Consider the following 18,903-nt stretch of genomic DNA (forward strand, 5'->3'; position numbering starts at 1 on the left):
TTTGAAAAACTTTAAGTCTATACTCCTATTAATTTTCTTGTGTACCTCTTTTATTGGGTACACGCAAACAGCTACTATTACAGGAGTTATCTTAGACGAACAAAACCAACCTATTGCCAACGCTAATATAAACACAAAAAATTACGGCACTTACACAGATACTAATGGTTATTATATACTCCAAATAACAGCCGACCAAAAAACAGACATTACCTTCTCCCATATAGGTCATAAAAATGTAGTTATAACTTCATTAATCTTGACCACTAATGAAACCTATGAATTTAATCCTGTTTTAAAAACAAACACCATACAAGTAGATGAAGTTACTGTAACAGCATATGGAGAAAAGAAAGTGGATGGTATTATAAATTTATCTACCAAACAAATAAGTAAAATTCCTGGAGCAAATGCTGGTGTAGAGAATATTTTAACGTTATTACCAGGAGTAAACTCTAATAATGAACTTAGTACCCAGTATGCTGTTAGAGGCGGAAATTACGATGAAAACCTTATTTATATTAATGAGATTGAAGTGTATAAACCATTCCTTATACGTTCTGCTCAACAAGAGGGCTTAAGTAGTATAAATACTAACATGGTACAAAGTGTTAAATTTTCAGCTGGAGGTTTTCAGGCAAAATATGGCGACAAACTTTCTTCTTCCTTAAATATAACCTACAAAACGCCAGTAAAATTACAAACGCAAATAGACCTTAGCTTGTTAGGAGCTAGCGCCACCCTAGAAACTGCTTCCAAAAACAAAAAATTCACTAGTATTACAGGAGTTAGATATAGAAATAATAACATATTAGTAAATAGTACCAACACCAATGCAAACTTTAATCCGACCTTTGCAGATATACAAAGTTATTTTACGTATCAATTTTCAGAAAAATTTAGACTAAACTTTCTAGGAAATATATCTATTAACGATTACAAAAATGAACCTCTAAATAGAGAAACCAATTTTGGAACTATTAACAATCCGCAAACTTTACTAGTACACTATCAAGGACAAGAAAAAAATAGATATACTACTGCATTAGGCGCCTTAAAAGGCAACTATTATGTTAATGAAAATCTTACTTTCAAAGCTATTTCATCTATTTACCATACCACGGAAGAAGAATATTCTGATGTTATTGCCGCGTATAGATTAGGAGCATCTGGCACTGATTTAAACGATACTAATATTTCTAAAGGAATTGGCTCACAATACAATAGAGCAAGAAATGATTTAGATGCAGTACTATTTAATTTTGAAATAAAAGGGATACATCGTAAAAATAATAGTGTTTTAGAAATGGGTATAAAATATACCCATGAAGACATAAGAGACCAAATAAGAGAATCTGAATTTATAGATTCTGTTGGGTTTTCTATACGTCCTCCACAATCGCAATTTATAAATGACCAACCTAATATCCCTTTTACAGCTCCCCTAGTACCGTTTACGGGGATAAATGCTACTAATTTTGTTAAAACAAATAGGTTTTCTGGTTATCTTCAATACAGTAACACAAAAAATTGGAACCAACATAACCTATATTATAACTTAGGAATTAGAAGTCAATATTGGACCGTTAGCGGCACAGGTATTGAGAAAAAATCGCATGCCATACTTAGCCCTAGATTTCAATTTGCATGGAAGCCAAACTGGGAAAAAGACATGCTTTTTAGGCTAGCAACAGGAGTATATCAGCAACCTCCTTTTTATAGAGAACTCAGAAATCAAAATGGCATAATAAATTCCAATGTTAAAGCTCAAAAAGCAATACATTTTGTAGCTGGCAATGAATACAGTTTTCTTTTATGGGAAAGGCCATTTTCACTAATAAGTGAAGTATATTATAAAAAAATAACGAATGTAAATCCCTATACTTTAGAAGATGTTCGCATTAGATACGCTGCATTAAATAATGCAAAAGCCTATGCTTATGGTGCAGAAGTTAGATTAAATGGTGCATTTGTACCTGGAACAGAATCTTGGGTATCTCTTGGATATTTAAAAACTGAAGAAAACACTAACAATAGAGGCTATATTTTTAGACCTACAGACCAGCGTTTAAAGCTTGGAATACTTTTTCAAGATTACGTACCCAATATGCCACAATTAAAAATGTATTTAAACTTAGTTTACAATACTGGAGTACCAGGCGGTTCTCCTAGTTATGCAGATCCATATATTTTTCAGAAAAGATTAAGAGATTATAAAAGGGCAGATTTAGGAATTTCTCATATTTTTGTCGACGCTGACAAGAAGTATCCAAAAAATCATTGGTTGCATGGTTTTAAAGATCTTAGTGTAGGGATTGAAATTTTTAATCTTTTCAACAATCAAAACTCCATAACCAATACATGGGTAAGAGATGTTGACAGCAAACAACAATATGCAATTCCAAATTTCATGACCAGTCGTGTTCTTAATTTAAAATTAAGTATGCGCTTATAAACTAAAAAATGTCTAGATTAATTTTTACCGCCATAGTATTCATAACCTTCTCTTTAAATGCACAGAAAAACATTTATGAGAGTTCTAAATTTAACTCCTTAAGCAAAACTCATAAAACACTTGCTATATTACCTTTCTTAACTAATTTAGATTTAAAGGAAAAACTAAATAAACAAGATCTAAAAAGTTTGGAAGAAAAAGAGGGGTATGCTGTGCAAAACGCATTAGAAACCTATTTTTCTAAACGCAAAAAAAAGAAGAAGTTTTCCGTAGAATTTCAAAATACAAAAAACACAAAAGCAATCTTAGCTAAAAATAATATTGATTATAAAAACATAGATATTTACACGGTAAAAGAGCTAAGCTCTATACTTAATGTAGATGGTGTAATTAGCGGAAACCTAGATCTTACCATTTTATTATCTAAAGGAATACCTTCAGAATTTAATATTGCAGATTACTTTTTGGGAAATTCTAATTACGGCAGAATTGGAATGAAAATAAGTGATGGCGCCACAGGTAAACTCCTATGGAAATACGAAAAAAGAATCACTAAAAAAACAGGTAAAAATACCAACGACCTTATTGATCGTATGATGAAACTAGCAATTAGAAAATTCCCTTATGACAAAGAGAGAAAGAAAAATAAAAAGTAATTATTTTTATTTTTCTATAAACTCTTTTAAAACACTAATTGTATAATCTATTTCCTCTTTAGTATTATATTTTGAAAACGAAAATCGTATTGAAGGTTTAGCTAAATCTTCTTTAGACAAAACCTGAGTTAACACATGGGACCCCATATCACTACCAGATTGGCAAGCACTACCCTTAGAACAAGCAATACCTTTTATATCTAAATGAAATAACAGCATTAATGCTTTATCTTGAGGTACAGGCAAACAAACATTTACTAAGGTATAAGTACTCTTTTCTAAATCTCCAGAAAGGCCATTAAATTTTACATCAGGTATAGCATTAGAAATAGTATCTATAAAATATTTTTTTAGCCCTTTTACATAAAGAGTCTCTTCTTCCAAATTTTCATAAGCTTTTACAAAAGCTTCTTCTAACCCTACAATATTATGAAAAGCCTCTGTCCCTGCTCTAAAACCTCTTTCTTGTGAACCTCCAGAAATAAAAGGCTTTAAGCCAGAGTTTTTTCTAATAAACACAAAACCAATTCCTTTTGGACCATGAAATTTATGTGCCGCAGCAGTTAAGAAATCTATTTGAGTTTTTTGAACATCCCAAGAATAATGCCCTACAGATTGCACAGTATCTGAATGTATAAGTGCATCATTTTCTTTACATATAGCACAAAATGCATCAATATCAATTTTATTTCCTATCTCATTATTAATATGCATTAGACTAACGAGTTTTTTAGAAGCATCTTCTTTTAAAAGATACTCTAAATGCGATAATTCTGGACTCCCATTTTCATCTAAATCTACATACTTTACAATAATGTTATTCTCTTTTTCTAAATCCTCTACAGTATGTAACACAGCATGATGCTCAATTCTTGAAGTTATAATTGTTTCTACCCCCATATCTCTAACAGCACAACGCAAAACCATATTATCTGCCTCTGTGCCTCCAGATGTAAATATTATTTCTGAAGCCTGGGCATTTAAAGATTTAGCAATAATTTTTCTAGCACTCTCTACTGCTGTTTTTGCAGAACGCCCAAAACTATGCGTAGAAGAAGGATTGCCATAAAAATTTAATAAAGCACCTTGCATTTTCTCAATAACACTTTGCCTTACTTGTGTTGTTGCCGCATTGTCTAAATATACCTTTTCCATAAAAAATTATAACATTAAATCACTTATTTTAACAAGTGATAAGACAAAAGTAGGCATTTAAAACCAAAATTAGTTAATATAGTTAACTAATTTTTTCAATAGTTAATTTAGACTTAAATATGTTACAGCTTATGCCATAGTTTTACTTTTTTAAATTAAATTTGAAATATGAGAAACTTGTTACTTTCTATTACCGTCGCCTTCTTTTTTTCTTGTGATGATGGTGATTTGCAAATTGAAACCATAGATTTTGATAGTATAACTACCATAAGCACCTGTAATACTGTAGAGGTATCTAATGCTAGTTTATTATTTAAGATAAATACCGTTGAAGCTTTAATTTTAGAGCTCCCAGCAAATGCTTTAAAAAATGAAGTCATTACAGACGCAGTTGTAAATGCAATTACAGAAAGTGGTCCATATAAACTTACCTACAGAACATTTTCTGACAATGTTGCTAAAGATTATTTTTGTTCCTCTGTACCTTTAACATCCCCAACAGTTGTTGAAGAAATTATTGCAAAGAGTGGAAATGTACTCATTACAACAAGTGAGGAAGATAGTACTACGTACAATCATACTATTACATTAGAGAATATCACTTTTGAAACATCAGAAAATAATCGTATTACAAATTTGAGTATTAATGATTTTGGGAAAGTAGTAACAACAAAAGCTAATTAAGGGTTCTGATAAATATATACTTCTGTAGCTCCCATTCCATATTTTTGATAATCGGCATCATAATATTTTAAATTCTCATAGCGCCTAAAAAGATAACCCAACTCTTCTTTTAACACTCCCTCTCCTACTCCATGGATAAATACTACCTTTTGTATTCTTTTTCGCATAGCAAACTCCAATTGTCGTTTTGCTGTTTCAAGTTGTAAATTTAGTTTTTCATAACTACTCATATTACCAAAGTTTTTAACCAACTTATGCACGTGCAAATCTACCTCCATTTTAGGAGCGTTACGTTCTTTTGCTTTTAGAACCACATTTTTACGTTTCTTAGGGGTTTCTTTTTCCGACTTTATTTCAGCAACCTCATAATTGGTTACCCTAATATCTCCTCCAACTTTCATTAACTCTTTCTCTAAGTAGGATAGTACAAAGCCGTCTGTATCTTCTATAGTAATTTTAGAACCTTCTATTTTAAGAATGGTTCCAGAAATAATATCATCTATAGTTTCTACTTTATCTCCAATATTAAAAACACGCATTGTTTTATTTTAAATACCCAAAAATAATAGTAATTTTCAGCATCTTTCTTTAAAAAAGCCATGAAATTAGCAATTACCCTATTTTTAGTGACTCTTGAAGAGTTTATGTTACCATGTATAACCAAAAAAATTATAGGTATAGATTGCCCCGGTTGTGGACTACAGCGATCTTTTATCTCTATATTAAATGGTGATTTTGCTACGGCTTTTACTACCTATCCTCCCATATATACTATTTTACTATTATTAAGTTTTTTAATTTTTCAAAACTTCATTAAGATTAAATACGCTAATAAAATTATACTAACTTTGACTTTAACCACTGTAGTAATCATTGTAACTAACTATATTTTAAAATTCATCTAACTCAAATAATATTATGGAACAGAAACTACCAAACACAGGAGCAATAATTGGATTAAGTATAGCATCAATTTTATTATGCTGGTGCTACGGCGTGTTAGGACTTTTATTAGCAATTGTAGCTTTAGTTTTAGCTAGTAAGGCTACTAAAGTATATAATGCCAACCCAGAAAATTATTCAGATATTGGGTCCGTAAAAACAGGAAAAATATTAGCTATTATTGGGCTTGTTTTAAATATTCTTTTTATGGCTTTCATTGCATGGTTTATTATTACCGTTGTAGGCTTAGACGCTTTACAAGATGAAGAACTAATGCGAGAAAGAGTTGAAGAATACATGAGTAATCGCTAAAGAAGATTACAAAATATGATTCAAATAAAATCCCCGATTTGTAAATCGGGGATTTTTTATTCACTTAGTATATTTTAAAACTATTTTTCAAATTGTTTTAACGTCTTTGTAATAATAGAAATACAATCTAATAATTGCTCTTTATTCATTACCAAAGGAGGTGCAAAACGTATGATATTACCATGCGTTGGTTTTGCCAATAAACCATTTTCTTTCATAGCCATACAAATATCCCAAGCAGTAGAACTATCTTCTGTATCATTAATAAGAATCGCATTTAAAAGTCCTTTTCCACGAACAGCAGTAACAATATTACATGTTGGTATAAACTGGTTTAATTTATCTCTAAAAACCTGCCCAAGCGTCTCTGCGTTTTCGGCAAGTTTTTCTTCTTCAACAACTTCTAACGCTGCAATACCTACAGCTGCTGCAACAGGGTTACCACCATAAGTACTACCGTGATTTCCAGGACGTATAACCCCCATAATTGGGTCATTGGCTAAAATTCCAGAAACAGGGTAAGCACCTCCAGATAAAGCTTTCCCTAGCACTAAAATATCTGGCTTCACATTCTCATGATCTACTGCTAACATTTTACCTGTTCTAGCAACTCCCGTTTGTACTTCATCTGCAATAAACAATACATTATGCTTTTCACATAACTCTGTTGCCTTAGCTAAATAATTTTCTGATGGAACATACACACCTGCTTCCCCTTGTATAGGTTCTACTAAAAATCCTGCAATATTTTTTGTGCTAGCCAAAGTAGTTTCTAAAGCCTGTAAATTATTATATTCAATTTTTAAAAATCCATTTGTATATGGCCCAAAATTAGCTCTGGCAACTGGATCATTTGAAAAAGAAATTATTGTTGTTGTTCTTCCATGAAAATTATTTTCACAAACTATTATTTGCGCTTCATTCTCTGGGATACCTTTTACTTCATAAGCCCATTTTCTACACACTTTCAAAGCGGTTTCTACAGCCTCTGCTCCAGTATTCATTGGCAAAAACTTATCAAAACCAAAAACACTAGTTACTTTTTTTTCAAACTTACCAAGCATATCATTATAAAATGCTCTAGAAGTTAGCGTTAAAGTTTGAGATTGTTTTGTCATTGCATCCACAATTTTTGGATGACAATGCCCTTGATTTACAGCAGAATAAGCTGATAAAAAATCATAATACTTTTTTCCTTCTACGTCCCATACATATACTCCCTCTCCTCTATGCAGTACTACTGGTAAAGGGTGGTAATTATGCGCTCCGTACTTGTTTTCTAAATCTATCGCTTGTTGCGATGTTAATTGGTCTAAAACAGCCATTTTAATTTTGTTTAAATTAATAAAATAACCATTCCTTATCTACCTTTATCCTTTCGAAGATCCCGAAAACTATCGGGACGAAAATTCAGCGTGGGAAAGAAATCATCCCTAAGAGCTTGCAAATTACAATATTTTTTAAAATTTAAACTGCTTAAAAGTGACCATTTAAACTAAACAGTGTCATAAGGATAGATACACTAACCTTTTAAACATTATACAAAATGGAATTTTTAGAAAAAACCTTGAATAGTCTTGCTTCATCTACCGGAGATTTTTTACCTAGTACAATTGGCGCTTTACTTATTTTAATTATCGGCTGGTTTGTTGCCGGTTTCCTTAAAAGAATCACTACCAAATTAGTTAAAAAGACTAATATTGACTCAAAATTGAACTCTAATAAAATTACAATTTCTAAACTTATTGGTAAGTTAGTATACTTATTCGTTATGATTTTTGTTTTTATGCTTGCATTAGAAAAGCTAGGCATGAGAAGTGTTTTAGACCCAGTTAAAAACTTACTTAATGGCTTTGCAGACTTTATTCCTAATATTGTTGGTGCTGGCTTGGTTGGTTATATTGGCTACATGCTTGCAACTATTGTTGCGGAACTTGTTGGGCTTTCTGGTGATACTATTAGAAGCTTTGTGCCAAAACTTAAATTACCGGAAAACATTGATATTGTAAACATTCTTAAAAAAATAGTTTTCATATTTATATTTATTCCACTATTAATTACAGCTTTAAATATTTTAAATATGGATGCAATATCTGTTCCTGCAACAAATATGCTAGAACAATTTTTTACTGCAATTCCAAAAATATTAGTAGCGGTACTAATTCTTATTCTTTTTGTAGTAGGCGGTAAATTTGTTGCTGGTTTACTAACCGATTTATTAGAGAGTCTTAAACTAGATGGTATAGTAAGCAAAATGAATTTAGGAGAGGTTTCTTCTAATACCAATCTCCCTAAAATGATTGGAAATATTGCTTATTTCTTTATTATTCTTTTTGGGCTTACAACCGCAATAGAAAAGTTAGAGTTTACTAAACTAACAGAGGTTCTTGATACTATTGTAGGTTTATCTGGAAGTATTTTATTTGGATTAGTAATTTTAATACTTGGAAACTGGATAGCATCTATAGCTTATAAAGCAATGTCTAAAAGCAATAACAATTTATTTGTTGCCTCAATTGTTAGAATGTCTATTTTGGCAATTTTCTTAGCCATGGGACTTAAAACAATGGGAATTGGTGATGACATTATTAATATGGCATTTGGTATTACCTTAGGAACAATTGCTATTACTATAGCGCTTTCTTTTGGTTTAGGAGGTAGACCAGCAGCAGGAAAGCAAATGGAAAAAATATTAGATAAATTCAATAAATCTAAATAAGCTAAAATTAATATTTATAAAAATGGGATGTATAGCTATACATCCCATTTTTTTTATCTCTTCATTTTTAATTGATTTTGTTTTAGATAATCCAAAGATTTTCTTGTAACAATGGTTAAAGACCAACTACCAAAACTATTTTCATCTTTAAGCTTATAAACAGAATTTATAATAGCCCGCCAGCTATCTTGTGCAATATCTTTAGATGCATCTATATCTTTAGTATACCAATATGCATGCTTACAAAATTTGGCATGATATCTTTTTACTAATAAGCCTAATGCTTTTTTATCGCCACTTTTATACTGTAGCACTAACAAACCATCAAATACCTTATTTACTGCCATTAAACTGTCTTTCTATAACTAAGACTTTTATAATCTAAAAAAGTTCACTTTTATTTAACTTAATTTAATGAGATTCCTTCTTAAAGTTACTATTTTAAATGAAGTGCTATTCTTATTTTTGCACTATGCGAAAAAAGAATAAAAGAATAATTCTTGAAAATATTGAGATTATTGATGCTGGTGCAAAAGGAAAAACTATTGGCAAAGCTCCCGATGGTAGAGTAGTTTTCACTACTAATGCTGTTCCTGGAGATGTTGTAGATATACAAACAACAAAAAAGAGAAAAGCATATTTTGAAGGTACTGCAATAAATTTTCATAAACTTTCTGACAAACGTTCTGAACCTGTTTGCGAACATTTTGGTATTTGCGGCGGATGTAAATGGCAAAATATGAGTTATGAAAACCAACTTTTTTATAAAGAAAAAGAAGTCTACAATAATCTTTTACGTATTGGCCATTTAGATTTACCCGAAATTACTCCAATCTTAGGTTCTAAAGAACAGTATTTTTATCGCAATAAAATGGAGTTTTCTTTCTCTGATAGTAAATGGCTAACATTAGAACAAATACAATCTGGGATTCAAATTGAAGACAAAAATGCTCTTGGTTTTCACATTCCTGGTATGTGGGATAAAATTTTGGATGTAAAAAAATGTCATTTGCAAGCAGACCCTTCTAATGCTATTAGAACAGCTACTAAAGAGTTTGCAAAAAAAACCGAAATGTCTTTCTTTAATCCAAGACACCATACAGGTATGCTACGTACACTTATGGTTAGAACAACATCCACAGGAGAAATAATGGTTTTAATACAATTCTTTGAAGACCATAAAGAAAAAAGAGAAAACTTATTAGAATTTCTAAAAGAAAAATTTCCAGAAATTACTTCGCTACAATATGTAATAAATCAAAAGCAAAATGATACTATTTATGACCAAAATATAATATGCTATTCTGGTCGTGATCATATTATAGAAGAGATGGAAGGCTTACATTTTAAAATAAATGCCAAATCTTTTTACCAAACCAATTCTAAACAAGCGTATGAGTTATATAAAATAACTAGAGACTTTGCCGGTTTAACCGGAGAAGAGTTGGTATACGATCTATATACAGGAACAGGAACCATAGCTCAATTTGTCTCTAAAAAAGCAAAAAAAGTTATAGGAATAGAATCTGTACCAGAAGCTATAATTGATGCAAAAGAAAATGCAAAGAATAACAATTTAACGAACGCAGAGTTTTATGTAGGGGATATGAAAAATGTGTTTAATGAAACATTTATTGCAGAACACGGAAAACCAGATACTATTATTACAGACCCTCCAAGAGTAGGTATGCATAAAGATGTAGTAGACCAAATTTTAAATATTGCTCCTAAGAAAATTGTATATGTAAGTTGTAATAGCGCTACACAAGCAAGAGACCTTGCCTTAATGAAAGATTTTTACAAAGTTACTAAAGTACAGCCTGTAGATATGTTTCCACAAACGCATCATGTAGAAAATGTTGTACTTTTAGAAAAGATATAATAGTATGGTTAAATTAAAAGGCATAGGAATAGCACTTATAGGCTTAATTTTGTTTTTAGCATGTGAGAAAGATGACATTTGTGTAGATGGAGACACTCCCTTATTAGTTATAAGATTTTATGATATTAATGATACTACCGCTTTAAAAAAAGTTCCTAAACTTAGGGTATTTGGCGTAGGTAAAGACATTACTGTAAATACTTTTACAGATAGGACAGATTTAGACTCTATAAATATTCCGTTAAGAATTACAGAAAATAGCACTTCATTTAATTTTGTACTAAATTCTGCAGATACTTCTAGTACAGATACCACAGACACCGGTAATTTAGATGAAATAACTTTTAATTATGGGCTATCTGATGAATATGTATCTAGAGCTTGTGGTTTTATAGCTACCTATAATGGAGTTTCAGAAACCCTAACACCAGACACCGATAACTGGATTAAAAGAATAGAATTTATTACTACAGATATAAATCTTGAAACTATAAATACTGCGCATGTTAAAATTTATCATTAGTCTATTATTCCTAATTAGCAGTATTGGCTTTTATGGGCAAAGTAAGCCTATAGACACTAAACCCAAAGATACTGTAGTATATAAACAAGCCTATGGTTTAAGAGTTGGTGTAGATTTAAGCAAACCTATATTAAATTTCACTAATAACAATTATGAAGGATTTGAAATTGTTGGCGATTACAGACTAACACAAAAGCTTTTTTTAGCCGCAGAAATAGGAAATGAAACTAAAACAAGACAAGAAGAAATAGGACCTAATTTTACCGAAACAACCACTAACCCACTATATAATTTTACAACTAAAGGCAGCTATATTAAACTTGGGATAGACTATAACACATACGCAAATTGGTACGGAGAACAAAACTCTATTTTTATTGGTGCAAGATATGCATACGCCACTTTTTCTCAAACACTAAACAATTATCAAATATATAACAGTAATAATTACTGGAGAGAGGATAGCGCATTTATTAATGGGTCTACAACACCACAAGAATTTGGGAGTCTTTCTGCGCATTGGCTAGAGGCGGTTCTTGGTGCCAAAGTAGAAATCTTATCAAATCTATATCTTGGAGCTAGTGTTAGAATAGGTATATTAGTTGCAGATAAAGACCCCGACCCGTCAAGATTTAATAATCTTTGGATACCAGGATTCAATAACGTCACAGACAATAGTGCTTTTGGAGTAGGATATAATTACAGTATCTCCTATTTTATTCCTTTATACAAAAAAGAGAAAAAGAAAAAAACAGAAGTAGAAAAAGAAATAACAGAGTAATTTAAAATTCTTTTATTTCTTTTTTTAAAATCCATTTCATAACCATTTTTTCTTTCCCTTTGATTCTTGCTAATGCAAATTTTGGAGCAAAAACAGTTGCTGTAATAGCCGAAATTCCAGCCAATAAAAAACGATGCATTGGAACAAAATAACCTAACAAAAGTCTAACGATTATAAATATAAAAGTAAAACCAATAAAGTTAAATAAGAGCGCTTTATGTTTAAGTTTCATATTTTACTCTTCTTTATTTTGATATTTGGCTTTTTTACTACCAGAATACATTACATATTTTACCAATTTAGATTCTAAATGGCTATTAAAAACTTTAATTTTTCTAGAAGGCCTAAGCCCTACATATTTTAAAGCCTGTAAGTTTGATGTAATAAACCAAGCATCAGTACCAGGATATTTTTGTTTTAAAGTATCTCCAATAGATGCATAAAAATCTTGCATATCTATATCTAAACGTTCTCCGTAAGGAGGGTTAAAAACCATATGCAATTGGTTCTCTGTAAATTTTTCGGTGTCAAAAAAATTCTTTCTCTCAACCGTTATGTATTCAGATAAATTTGCGTTTTCTATATTATCTTGTGCCTTACGAACAGCAGATGGTGCTTTATCATAACCAACAATTTTAAAATTAAAATCTCTAGTTTTATTTAAAGAAACATCCACAATTTTATCAAAAAGAGCTTCATCAAAATCTTCCCATTTTTCAAAAGCAAATTCTTTTCTATTAATATTAGCAGGTATATTACATGCAATCATAGCTGCTTCTGTTAACATTGTTCCACTACCACACATAGGATCAAGGAAATCGCTTTGTCCTTTCCATCCACTTAACAATAATAAACCAGCTGCTAAAACTTCATTAATAGGAGCAATATTTGTTGCTGTCCTATATCCTCTATGGTGCAAAGACCGCCCGGAACTATCCAAAGAAACATTACATTGCTCATCATGTATGTGAATATTAATTCGCATATCTGGGAATTTAACATCTACATCTGGTCTTTCCCCGTCGGTATCTCTAAACTTATCTACAATAGCATCTTTAACCTTCTGCGAAACATATAAAGAATGCGTAAAATTATCAGATTTTATTGTAGTATCAATTGCAAAACTAGTATCCACAGTTAAAAACTGCTCCCAATCCATTGCATAAATTTTTCTATATAATTCATTTTCATTTCTAACAGAAAAAGAATGTATTGGCTTTATAATTTTTATCGCAGTACGTAAACAAAGGTTTGCCTTGTACATAAACCCAGTATCTCCTTCAAAAGAAACACTTCGAGTTCCTTCTACAACATTTACTGCTCCTAAATCCTTAAGTTCCTTAGCTAATATTTCCTCAAAACCAAATAAGGTTTTCGCCAACATTTTAAAATTATTGTTCATGGTATCTGTAAAAATTCACACAAAAATACACTAATTTTACCCCTTGTAAATATTTTCAGTACTTTATAAAAACTTGCAACCAATTTTCATGACCTATATATTACCAATCTTAGGTGTTTTATTAAGTTTTCTCTTTGTATATTTTGTTAAACCACAAAAAAAAGAAAACTTTAAATTACTTCTTGCTTTTAGTGGTGCTTTCTTATTAGCTCTAACGCTTTTTGAATTATTTCCGGAAGTATATGAACATACCAATTCTAAAACGGTAGGTCTTTTTGTAATGCTTGGAATATTATTGCAAATATTTTTAGAATTCTTTTCTAAAGGCGCAGAGCATGGTCATGTGCACGCAAAGAACGATACTAAAAAATTTCCTTGGCTATTATTTATAAGCTTATCCATTCATTCTATATTAGAAGGTGTTCCCATAGAACATAACCATACTATGTTATATGGGATATTAATTCATAAAATTCCTATCGCAATTATTCTCAGTATTTTTTTGCTAGGGTCTAAATTAAAACTAACAAACGCAATATTTTTTATCTCTCTTTTTGCGATAATGACACCAATAGGGAGTTATATTTCTGCTAATTTTGAGTTAGCTCCTAAATACTTTGCCATGTTAAATGCCCTAGTAATAGGTATTTTTCTTCATATTTCCACTGTTATTCTCTTTGAAAGTTCAGAAGGTCATAAATTTAATTTAAGAAAAGTAGCTGTCATAATATTGGGAATAGTAATTGCTTATATGCTATAAATGTTTAGTAAAGAAGAATCAAAACGTTTAAAACAAGACTTTTGGACAGCATTTGGAAAATCCTTTCCAAGAAAATGGACCTTATATAACACGAAAATAAAAGGTCTAATTTTTAAATTTCAGTTTGACTTAAAAACCGCAGAAGTAGCAATAATAGTTGACCACAACAATTTGGAAATTAGAATGGAGCTTTGGGAAAAACTAATTTCTTTAAAGAATATTATTAAAGAAGAATACTTACCTAATGCTACATTTAATGATTCTTACCCTATTAATAATGGTAAAGAAATTTCTAAAATTTATGTAGAAATTAAAAATGTTTCTATACATAATAAAAATACCTGGCAAGAAACCATGGTTTTTTTATCAGACAACATGAAAAAAGTGGAAGAATTTTTCCATGAATATAAAGATATAATTGAAGCATAAAAAAAGCATCAACATATAATGCTAATGCTTTTCAATAAAATTTTTAAATGTACTATTTAACTATAAATTTAGCACGCATAATTTTAGAATGCCCAGGAAAAGTACATACCATCCAATATTCCCCAGGGGTATTAGGTGCTTCAAAATATATTTTTTCTTCAGTCTCCGGCGCAACAATACCAGTATGATATAATACTAAATCTGTATTAGGAACATAATTTAAATCAGCACCATCTAATCCTAATTGTAATGCCATATCCCCTACTTCATCTACAGATTTTATACCTGTCTTAGTAATTACTAGGTTATGTAGCATATCATCGTTATTATTAAAGGTTAACTCTATTTTTGTTCCTTTTGCTACTACAACTTCAGATACATCATATTTAAGCCCTGGTTTTGTACTAATTACAAGTTTTTTCTCTGCACCATTACTCCAACTATCTGGCATCTTATTAGTACGTTTTACCTGTACAACTTTCTTTTTGGAATTACTATCTTGTTTTATTGTAGGAGACATTAAAACACCACCTGGCACCTCATTTAGGGTATAATACCCAGTATTATGCAACAATTTTTCACCTGTGGTAGATTTTAATTCAGGTATTTCTATTTGATGAATAAAACCACGACGCATTCCATGAACTGTTAACTTTGCAGATAGACCATCTTCAGAAACTTCTACTTTATGGACCATAGCTTTTTGTTGGTCTATTATTGGACTTCCATAGGTTTTATGATACAGGTAGTTAAAACTTGTAACTTTATATGTTGCAGTATTGGAGGCTACCCTCTTATTTACTGGTTTTGTAAATTCTAATGAAAACCCATCTGCTAGTGCTTTCATAGTTTTTATTTCAAAAGGCGTTTTACCTGTCCATACTAAACGTTGAAGACCAAATTCTTTTTTTCCTGTTGACGCCCAACCTCTACTAGTCATTCCCACAAACATACTATTATCGCTACCCCAAATCATACGCAGCACACCAGATGAAAATCCTTCTACAAAAGGAAAAGCAGCTCCTTGGTATACCCCATTTACTTTTTCCATATAAACCCGCATTATTTTACTATGCCCTTGGTCTCCTATGAATTGTTGACCACTAAAAGGTCCAAACTTACCTTCATTAGTATCGTAAATAATATCTGAAGTAGAAATTCCTAAAATAGTATGTGGAAACCATATAGCAGGAGCTTTAAGCTTTGGTATTTTTTTAGAATATTCATATAAGGTTAAACCTGAACTATCCTTAATATCAGTTGGTTTTAATTTAAGAGGAGACAATGCATCATCAGACCATTTTAACCCTTCAGGATGTCCTGCAAAATCACCAATTTCTAGATGTGTCATACGTCCTGAACCAACCCAATCGCCTTGATTTTCTGTATAGAAAAATTCACCTTCTGGATTAATCCCAAATCCAGCAGGAGAGCGTAAGCCAGTAGCTATTGGAGTCATTTTCCCTTCTGGAGAAATTCTTAACATCCAACCACGCCATCTTACAGTACTTTTCCCTCCTCCTATCCAAGATAAATTAAGTGTAACAATCATATCTCCATTATCTGTAAATTTTGGTCCGTAAGAATAATCGTGGTAATTCCCAGATAATGGCCATGAAAAAATAGTTTTATATATATCTGCCTCATTATCTCCATCCTTATCTTCTAACCTTGTTAATTCTCCTCTTTGGGATAAATAAAAACCTTTATTTCTATACCCAAGACCTAGTGCTTCATGTAAACCTTGTGCAAAAAGTTTATACTTTGGATTTTTACTGTAAGGCTCATCTATAAGCCACACTTCTCCACGTCTAGTAGACACACCAAGCTTATCCTCATCAGTTAGAGCCAAACCTCCTACTTCAAGTTTTATTCCTTGCGGCATAGGAACATCTACAATTTTATAAAATTCAGATTCTTTTTTTGCTTGGACTGAATTAACAACTTTGTTCTTTTGGCCAAAGCTTATTTGACTAAAACCTAGCACAAATATTAACAAGATTGTTTTATTAATAATCTTCATTCTTTTTATTTTTTTAGTTACCAAACAATATTATAATTAATGGTATTGTTCCCCTTCGGAACTTTAATTAGCAACTCATATTTACTTCCATTGTTTCTAATTATTGGCTTCAAACCTTCGTTTCCAATAAAATCTACATAATAACTTTCATCATTAACTATATATGTATTATTAGGAAGTGCTTTTATACTTTCCCCATCTGCTACTTTATGCCAAAGGGTTTTATCACTAGAAATCTTAATTAATTTATTTAATTGCCTGTTCTCTCTAGATACAGTAAATTTATTTTTAATAGTTGCTCCTTCTATTTTATAAGAGAATTCAGGATTTTTTGTAGAATCAAAAACGTATCCTAACTGTTCAACACCCTTATTTTCATCTAAAGGCATAGGCCAAGAAGATTCTTCATTAGTTAAAGAAGCAAATTCTAAATCGCCATGCATTGCAATAGAAAAACCAATAGGTTCACCTAATTGGTCTTTCCCCCTAGATAACCACATATGCGTGGTATTCAAAAATGAACCACTCCAAACTTTTAGTAAAGAACCTCTTGCTAAATCATAAGAATAATGAATACCTTTTGGCGAGCCAACAGAAATACAATGTGTACGTTTAATGTTTTTATGATTTACAAAACTACGTTGTGTAATAACCCTATCAACTGGTTCAACAGTAATTCCTTTTAAAGGATTAAAGTCATCCGCCCCTTTCTCTACTCCTTCTTGTAAAGAATATCGTTGCATTTCTGGACCCTCAACATGTAATCCAAAACCACGAGCCCATGGCGCACTTTGGTTGTAAACCAATTTAAAAGATGCATCTCCTTCTTTTAAGTCTATAATTACTTTGTGTATTTTATCCATCCCCCCTCGCATCTCTAATGCAGTTTTTCCATTAATTGTAAATTCTGCAATACCATTTGTGCGTCCTTCAAAAAGATATTCACCAGATTTTGGTATCATAAAATTACCTGAATAAGAAATAATCTTTTTTTCCTTTACACTTGTTATATCAACTAGAGAAAATACATCGGTTTTTTCTTCTTTTATAATAGGTATTGTATCTAAATTATCAATAGCAGTAGATGTAGTTTCGTATTCTAACCTTTTAAGGTTGCTTAATAACAATTTATTTTCTTCGTAAAGTTTATATTTAATATTTTTTATAGCAACAGAACCATGATCACCTTGAATCATAATTGGACCTCTAGGATTTTCATTATTAAAAGCAGCACCCCTTGTAGGACCAGTAACTTCAACATTATCATGAATCAAGACACCATTTAACCAAACTTCTTCAAACCAAGCGTTTTTAATTTTATTACCTGTTTTGTCAAACTTTGGTGCATGAAAAATAATCTTAAAATGTTGCCATAGACCTGGTGCTTTAGCCGCATTAATTCTAGGAGCATGCCCTTCATATCCTCTTTCTTTTATATCCTTAGAAGTATCCCAACGTTCGTAAATTCCTCCTAAATCTTTATGAGAAACATCAATGGTTTTCCAGCTATCAAACAATTGTATCTCATATCTTCCTTGAAAATAAATACCTGAATTAGAATTTAAAGGCATCATAATATCACATTCTAATTCAATATCACCATGTACAAAATTTGTAAAAATATTACGTTTCTCAGTTTTATTAGGAACATTTACTAAAATCCCTTTTCCTTTTGTATATTCAATACTTTTGGGTTTCGAAATATCACTATAAACACTATTTGCTAATTTCCAATTGGATGCAACATTTTTAAAACCTTCGAAATCATCTAATTTCAAGTCTGTAAAAGGAATTTCTATTACTGGTACTACATCAATATTAATTTTATCCTTCTTTTCTTCTTTTGAACAAGAAGCAAAAAGAAGTAGAATAAATAAAAAAATACAATAGTTTATTTTTTTCATCATTTTAATTTAATTGTTTTTAAGTTAATTAAATTATAACATAATAAACAACACATCATTAATTCCATTAAAACCATTTCCAAAATCGTTACAAAAAAAATAAGCAACTAACTAAAAACCAATAACTTAAAAATAAATGAGTATACGAAAAGGGTTTCACAAAAAGAAGAAAACACTAATGTTGTAGATAAAATTTAGTCTCCAAACATTTAGGCATAAAAAAAGTCCGATACGTAATGTATCGGACTTTGAAGAAGGCGGCTTCCTACTCTCCCA

Annotated in this window: 19 protein-coding genes; 11 read left to right on the plus strand and 8 right to left on the minus strand. The window is 31.0% G+C overall.

Annotated features, from left to right (window positions below):
- The first annotated feature begins 1 nt into the window (after position 1).
- Both Q0820_RS14505 and Q0820_RS14510 read left to right on the plus strand, forming a co-directional pair.
- On the plus strand, positions 2 to 2,455 hold the full coding sequence (locus Q0820_RS14505) for a TonB-dependent receptor (RefSeq protein WP_298488602.1): 2,454 nt from the start codon (positions 2 to 4) through the stop codon (positions 2,453 to 2,455).
- 8 nt (positions 2,456 to 2,463) lie between these two features.
- Positions 2,464 to 3,111 (plus strand): hypothetical protein, encoded by a 648-nt coding sequence (locus tag Q0820_RS14510; RefSeq protein WP_298488604.1) that lies wholly within the window; start codon positions 2,464 to 2,466, stop codon positions 3,109 to 3,111.
- Positions 3,112 to 3,117: 6 nt separating this feature from the next.
- Here the strand turns inward: Q0820_RS14510 and Q0820_RS14515 are convergent, their stop codons facing one another.
- Complete coding sequence (locus tag Q0820_RS14515; protein ID WP_298488606.1) at positions 3,118 to 4,266, minus strand: cysteine desulfurase family protein; 1,149 nt, start codon at positions 4,264 to 4,266, stop codon at positions 3,118 to 3,120.
- 168 nt (positions 4,267 to 4,434) lie between these two features.
- Between Q0820_RS14515 and Q0820_RS14520 the strand changes: the two genes are divergently transcribed.
- On the plus strand, positions 4,435 to 4,950 hold the full coding sequence (locus Q0820_RS14520) for a hypothetical protein (RefSeq protein WP_298488608.1): 516 nt from the start codon (positions 4,435 to 4,437) through the stop codon (positions 4,948 to 4,950).
- Here Q0820_RS14520 and Q0820_RS14525 read toward each other — a convergent pair.
- A complete protein-coding gene (locus tag Q0820_RS14525) occupies positions 4,947 to 5,489 on the minus strand; it encodes a Smr/MutS family protein (RefSeq protein WP_298488610.1) in 543 nt (180 codons plus the stop codon). The two genes, Q0820_RS14520 and Q0820_RS14525, sit on opposite strands and share 4 nt — an antisense overlap.
- A 105-nt stretch (positions 5,490 to 5,594) precedes the next feature.
- Here Q0820_RS14525 and Q0820_RS14530 point away from each other — a divergent pair, with 105 nt between their 5' ends.
- Positions 5,595 to 5,855: a DUF2752 domain-containing protein gene (locus tag Q0820_RS14530; RefSeq protein WP_298488641.1), complete on the plus strand. Its 261-nt coding sequence runs from the start codon at positions 5,595 to 5,597 to the stop codon at positions 5,853 to 5,855.
- Between the two features lie 13 nt (positions 5,856 to 5,868).
- On the plus strand, positions 5,869 to 6,204 hold the full coding sequence (locus tag Q0820_RS14535) for a CCC motif membrane protein (protein ID WP_298488612.1): 336 nt from the start codon (positions 5,869 to 5,871) through the stop codon (positions 6,202 to 6,204).
- Positions 6,205 to 6,284: 80 nt separating this feature from the next.
- Here Q0820_RS14535 and rocD read toward each other — a convergent pair whose 3' ends face one another.
- A complete protein-coding gene (gene rocD, locus Q0820_RS14540) occupies positions 6,285 to 7,529 on the minus strand; it encodes an ornithine--oxo-acid transaminase (RefSeq protein WP_298488615.1) in 1,245 nt (414 codons plus the stop codon).
- 221 nt (positions 7,530 to 7,750) lie between these two features.
- On the opposite strand from rocD, the gene Q0820_RS14545 reads away from it, so the two are divergent.
- Positions 7,751 to 8,923, plus strand: coding sequence for a mechanosensitive ion channel (locus Q0820_RS14545; RefSeq protein ID WP_298488617.1), 1,173 nt, complete (start codon positions 7,751 to 7,753; stop codon positions 8,921 to 8,923).
- Between the two features lie 53 nt (positions 8,924 to 8,976).
- On the opposite strand, the gene Q0820_RS14550 is transcribed toward Q0820_RS14545, so the two are convergent.
- Entirely contained in the window at positions 8,977 to 9,270 is a 294-nt protein-coding gene (locus Q0820_RS14550; protein ID WP_298488619.1) for a sigma factor, read from the minus strand.
- Positions 9,271 to 9,395: 125 nt separating this feature from the next.
- On the opposite strand from Q0820_RS14550, the gene rlmD reads away from it, so the two are divergent.
- Genes rlmD through Q0820_RS14565 form a run of 3 tightly spaced genes read left to right on the plus strand, consistent with a single transcriptional unit; the run spans position 9,396 to position 12,109 of the window.
- The gene (gene rlmD / locus Q0820_RS14555; RefSeq protein WP_298488621.1) at positions 9,396 to 10,805 is read left to right on the plus strand and encodes a 23S rRNA (uracil(1939)-C(5))-methyltransferase RlmD; all 1,410 of its coding nucleotides are present in this window, start codon (positions 9,396 to 9,398) and stop codon (positions 10,803 to 10,805) included.
- Positions 10,806 to 10,809: 4 nt separating this feature from the next.
- On the plus strand, positions 10,810 to 11,328 hold the full coding sequence (locus Q0820_RS14560; RefSeq protein WP_298488623.1) for a DUF6452 family protein: 519 nt from the start codon (positions 10,810 to 10,812) through the stop codon (positions 11,326 to 11,328).
- Positions 11,309 to 12,109, plus strand: coding sequence for a DUF6048 family protein (locus Q0820_RS14565; RefSeq protein ID WP_298488625.1), 801 nt, complete (start codon positions 11,309 to 11,311; stop codon positions 12,107 to 12,109). The genes Q0820_RS14560 and Q0820_RS14565 overlap by 20 nt, the downstream gene beginning before the upstream one ends.
- A 1-nt stretch (position 12,110) precedes the next feature.
- On the opposite strand, the gene Q0820_RS14570 is transcribed toward Q0820_RS14565, so the two are convergent.
- Both Q0820_RS14570 and Q0820_RS14575 read right to left on the minus strand, forming a co-directional pair.
- Positions 12,111 to 12,341, minus strand: a complete 231-nt coding sequence (locus Q0820_RS14570) for a hypothetical protein (protein ID WP_298488627.1) — start codon at positions 12,339 to 12,341, stop codon at positions 12,111 to 12,113.
- Between the two features lie 3 nt (positions 12,342 to 12,344).
- On the minus strand, positions 12,345 to 13,511 hold the full coding sequence (locus tag Q0820_RS14575) for a THUMP domain-containing protein (RefSeq protein ID WP_298488628.1): 1,167 nt from the start codon (positions 13,509 to 13,511) through the stop codon (positions 12,345 to 12,347).
- Positions 13,512 to 13,599: 88 nt separating this feature from the next.
- Between Q0820_RS14575 and Q0820_RS14580 the strand changes: the two genes are divergently transcribed.
- Both Q0820_RS14580 and Q0820_RS14585 read left to right on the plus strand, forming a co-directional pair.
- Entirely contained in the window at positions 13,600 to 14,271 is a 672-nt protein-coding gene (locus Q0820_RS14580; protein ID WP_298488629.1) for a ZIP family metal transporter, read from the plus strand.
- The gene (locus Q0820_RS14585; protein WP_298488631.1) at positions 14,272 to 14,700 is read left to right on the plus strand and encodes a DUF4268 domain-containing protein; all 429 of its coding nucleotides are present in this window, start codon (positions 14,272 to 14,274) and stop codon (positions 14,698 to 14,700) included.
- 52 nt (positions 14,701 to 14,752) lie between these two features.
- Here the strand turns inward: Q0820_RS14585 and Q0820_RS14590 are convergent, their stop codons facing one another.
- Positions 14,753 to 16,723: a plastocyanin/azurin family copper-binding protein gene (locus Q0820_RS14590; RefSeq protein ID WP_298488633.1), complete on the minus strand. Its 1,971-nt coding sequence runs from the start codon at positions 16,721 to 16,723 to the stop codon at positions 14,753 to 14,755.
- Between the two features lie 17 nt (positions 16,724 to 16,740).
- The gene (locus Q0820_RS14595) at positions 16,741 to 18,630 is read right to left on the minus strand and encodes a DUF1080 domain-containing protein (protein ID WP_298488635.1); all 1,890 of its coding nucleotides are present in this window, start codon (positions 18,628 to 18,630) and stop codon (positions 16,741 to 16,743) included.
- Positions 18,631 to 18,903 lie beyond the last annotated feature (273 nt).

Origin of the sequence: uncultured Maribacter sp. (assembly GCF_947495965.1) — a bacterium.
Lineage (GTDB): Bacteria > Bacteroidota > Bacteroidia > Flavobacteriales > Flavobacteriaceae > Maribacter_B.

Excerpts from the sequence above, each read along its gene's own strand:
- Q0820_RS14535 (WP_298488612.1), top strand. The coding sequence starts at position 5,869 with ATGGAACAGAAACTACCAAACACAGGAGCAATAATTGGATTAAGTATA.
- Q0820_RS14510 (WP_298488604.1), top strand. The coding sequence starts at position 2,464 with ATGTCTAGATTAATTTTTACCGCCATAGTATTCATAACCTTCTCTTTA.
- Q0820_RS14565 (WP_298488625.1), top strand. The coding sequence starts at position 11,309 with ATGTTAAAATTTATCATTAGTCTATTATTCCTAATTAGCAGTATTGGC.
- rlmD (WP_298488621.1), top strand. The coding sequence starts at position 9,396 with ATGCGAAAAAAGAATAAAAGAATAATTCTTGAAAATATTGAGATTATT.
- Q0820_RS14580 (WP_298488629.1), top strand. The coding sequence starts at position 13,600 with ATGACCTATATATTACCAATCTTAGGTGTTTTATTAAGTTTTCTCTTT.
- rocD (WP_298488615.1), bottom strand. The coding sequence starts at position 7,529 with ATGGCTGTTTTAGACCAATTAACATCGCAACAAGCGATAGATTTAGAA.
- Q0820_RS14585 (WP_298488631.1), top strand. The coding sequence starts at position 14,272 with ATGTTTAGTAAAGAAGAATCAAAACGTTTAAAACAAGACTTTTGGACA.
- Q0820_RS14590 (WP_298488633.1), bottom strand. The coding sequence starts at position 16,723 with ATGAAGATTATTAATAAAACAATCTTGTTAATATTTGTGCTAGGTTTT.
- Q0820_RS14595 (WP_298488635.1), bottom strand. The coding sequence starts at position 18,630 with ATGATGAAAAAAATAAACTATTGTATTTTTTTATTTATTCTACTTCTT.
- Q0820_RS14560 (WP_298488623.1), top strand. The coding sequence starts at position 10,810 with ATGGTTAAATTAAAAGGCATAGGAATAGCACTTATAGGCTTAATTTTG.
- Q0820_RS14530 (WP_298488641.1), top strand. The coding sequence starts at position 5,595 with ATGTTACCATGTATAACCAAAAAAATTATAGGTATAGATTGCCCCGGT.
- Q0820_RS14515 (WP_298488606.1), bottom strand. The coding sequence starts at position 4,266 with ATGGAAAAGGTATATTTAGACAATGCGGCAACAACACAAGTAAGGCAA.
- Q0820_RS14550 (WP_298488619.1), bottom strand. The coding sequence starts at position 9,270 with ATGGCAGTAAATAAGGTATTTGATGGTTTGTTAGTGCTACAGTATAAA.
- Q0820_RS14520 (WP_298488608.1), top strand. The coding sequence starts at position 4,435 with ATGAGAAACTTGTTACTTTCTATTACCGTCGCCTTCTTTTTTTCTTGT.
- Q0820_RS14525 (WP_298488610.1), bottom strand. The coding sequence starts at position 5,489 with ATGCGTGTTTTTAATATTGGAGATAAAGTAGAAACTATAGATGATATT.
- Q0820_RS14575 (WP_298488628.1), bottom strand. The coding sequence starts at position 13,511 with ATGAACAATAATTTTAAAATGTTGGCGAAAACCTTATTTGGTTTTGAG.
- Q0820_RS14570 (WP_298488627.1), bottom strand. The coding sequence starts at position 12,341 with ATGAAACTTAAACATAAAGCGCTCTTATTTAACTTTATTGGTTTTACT.
- Q0820_RS14545 (WP_298488617.1), top strand. The coding sequence starts at position 7,751 with ATGGAATTTTTAGAAAAAACCTTGAATAGTCTTGCTTCATCTACCGGA.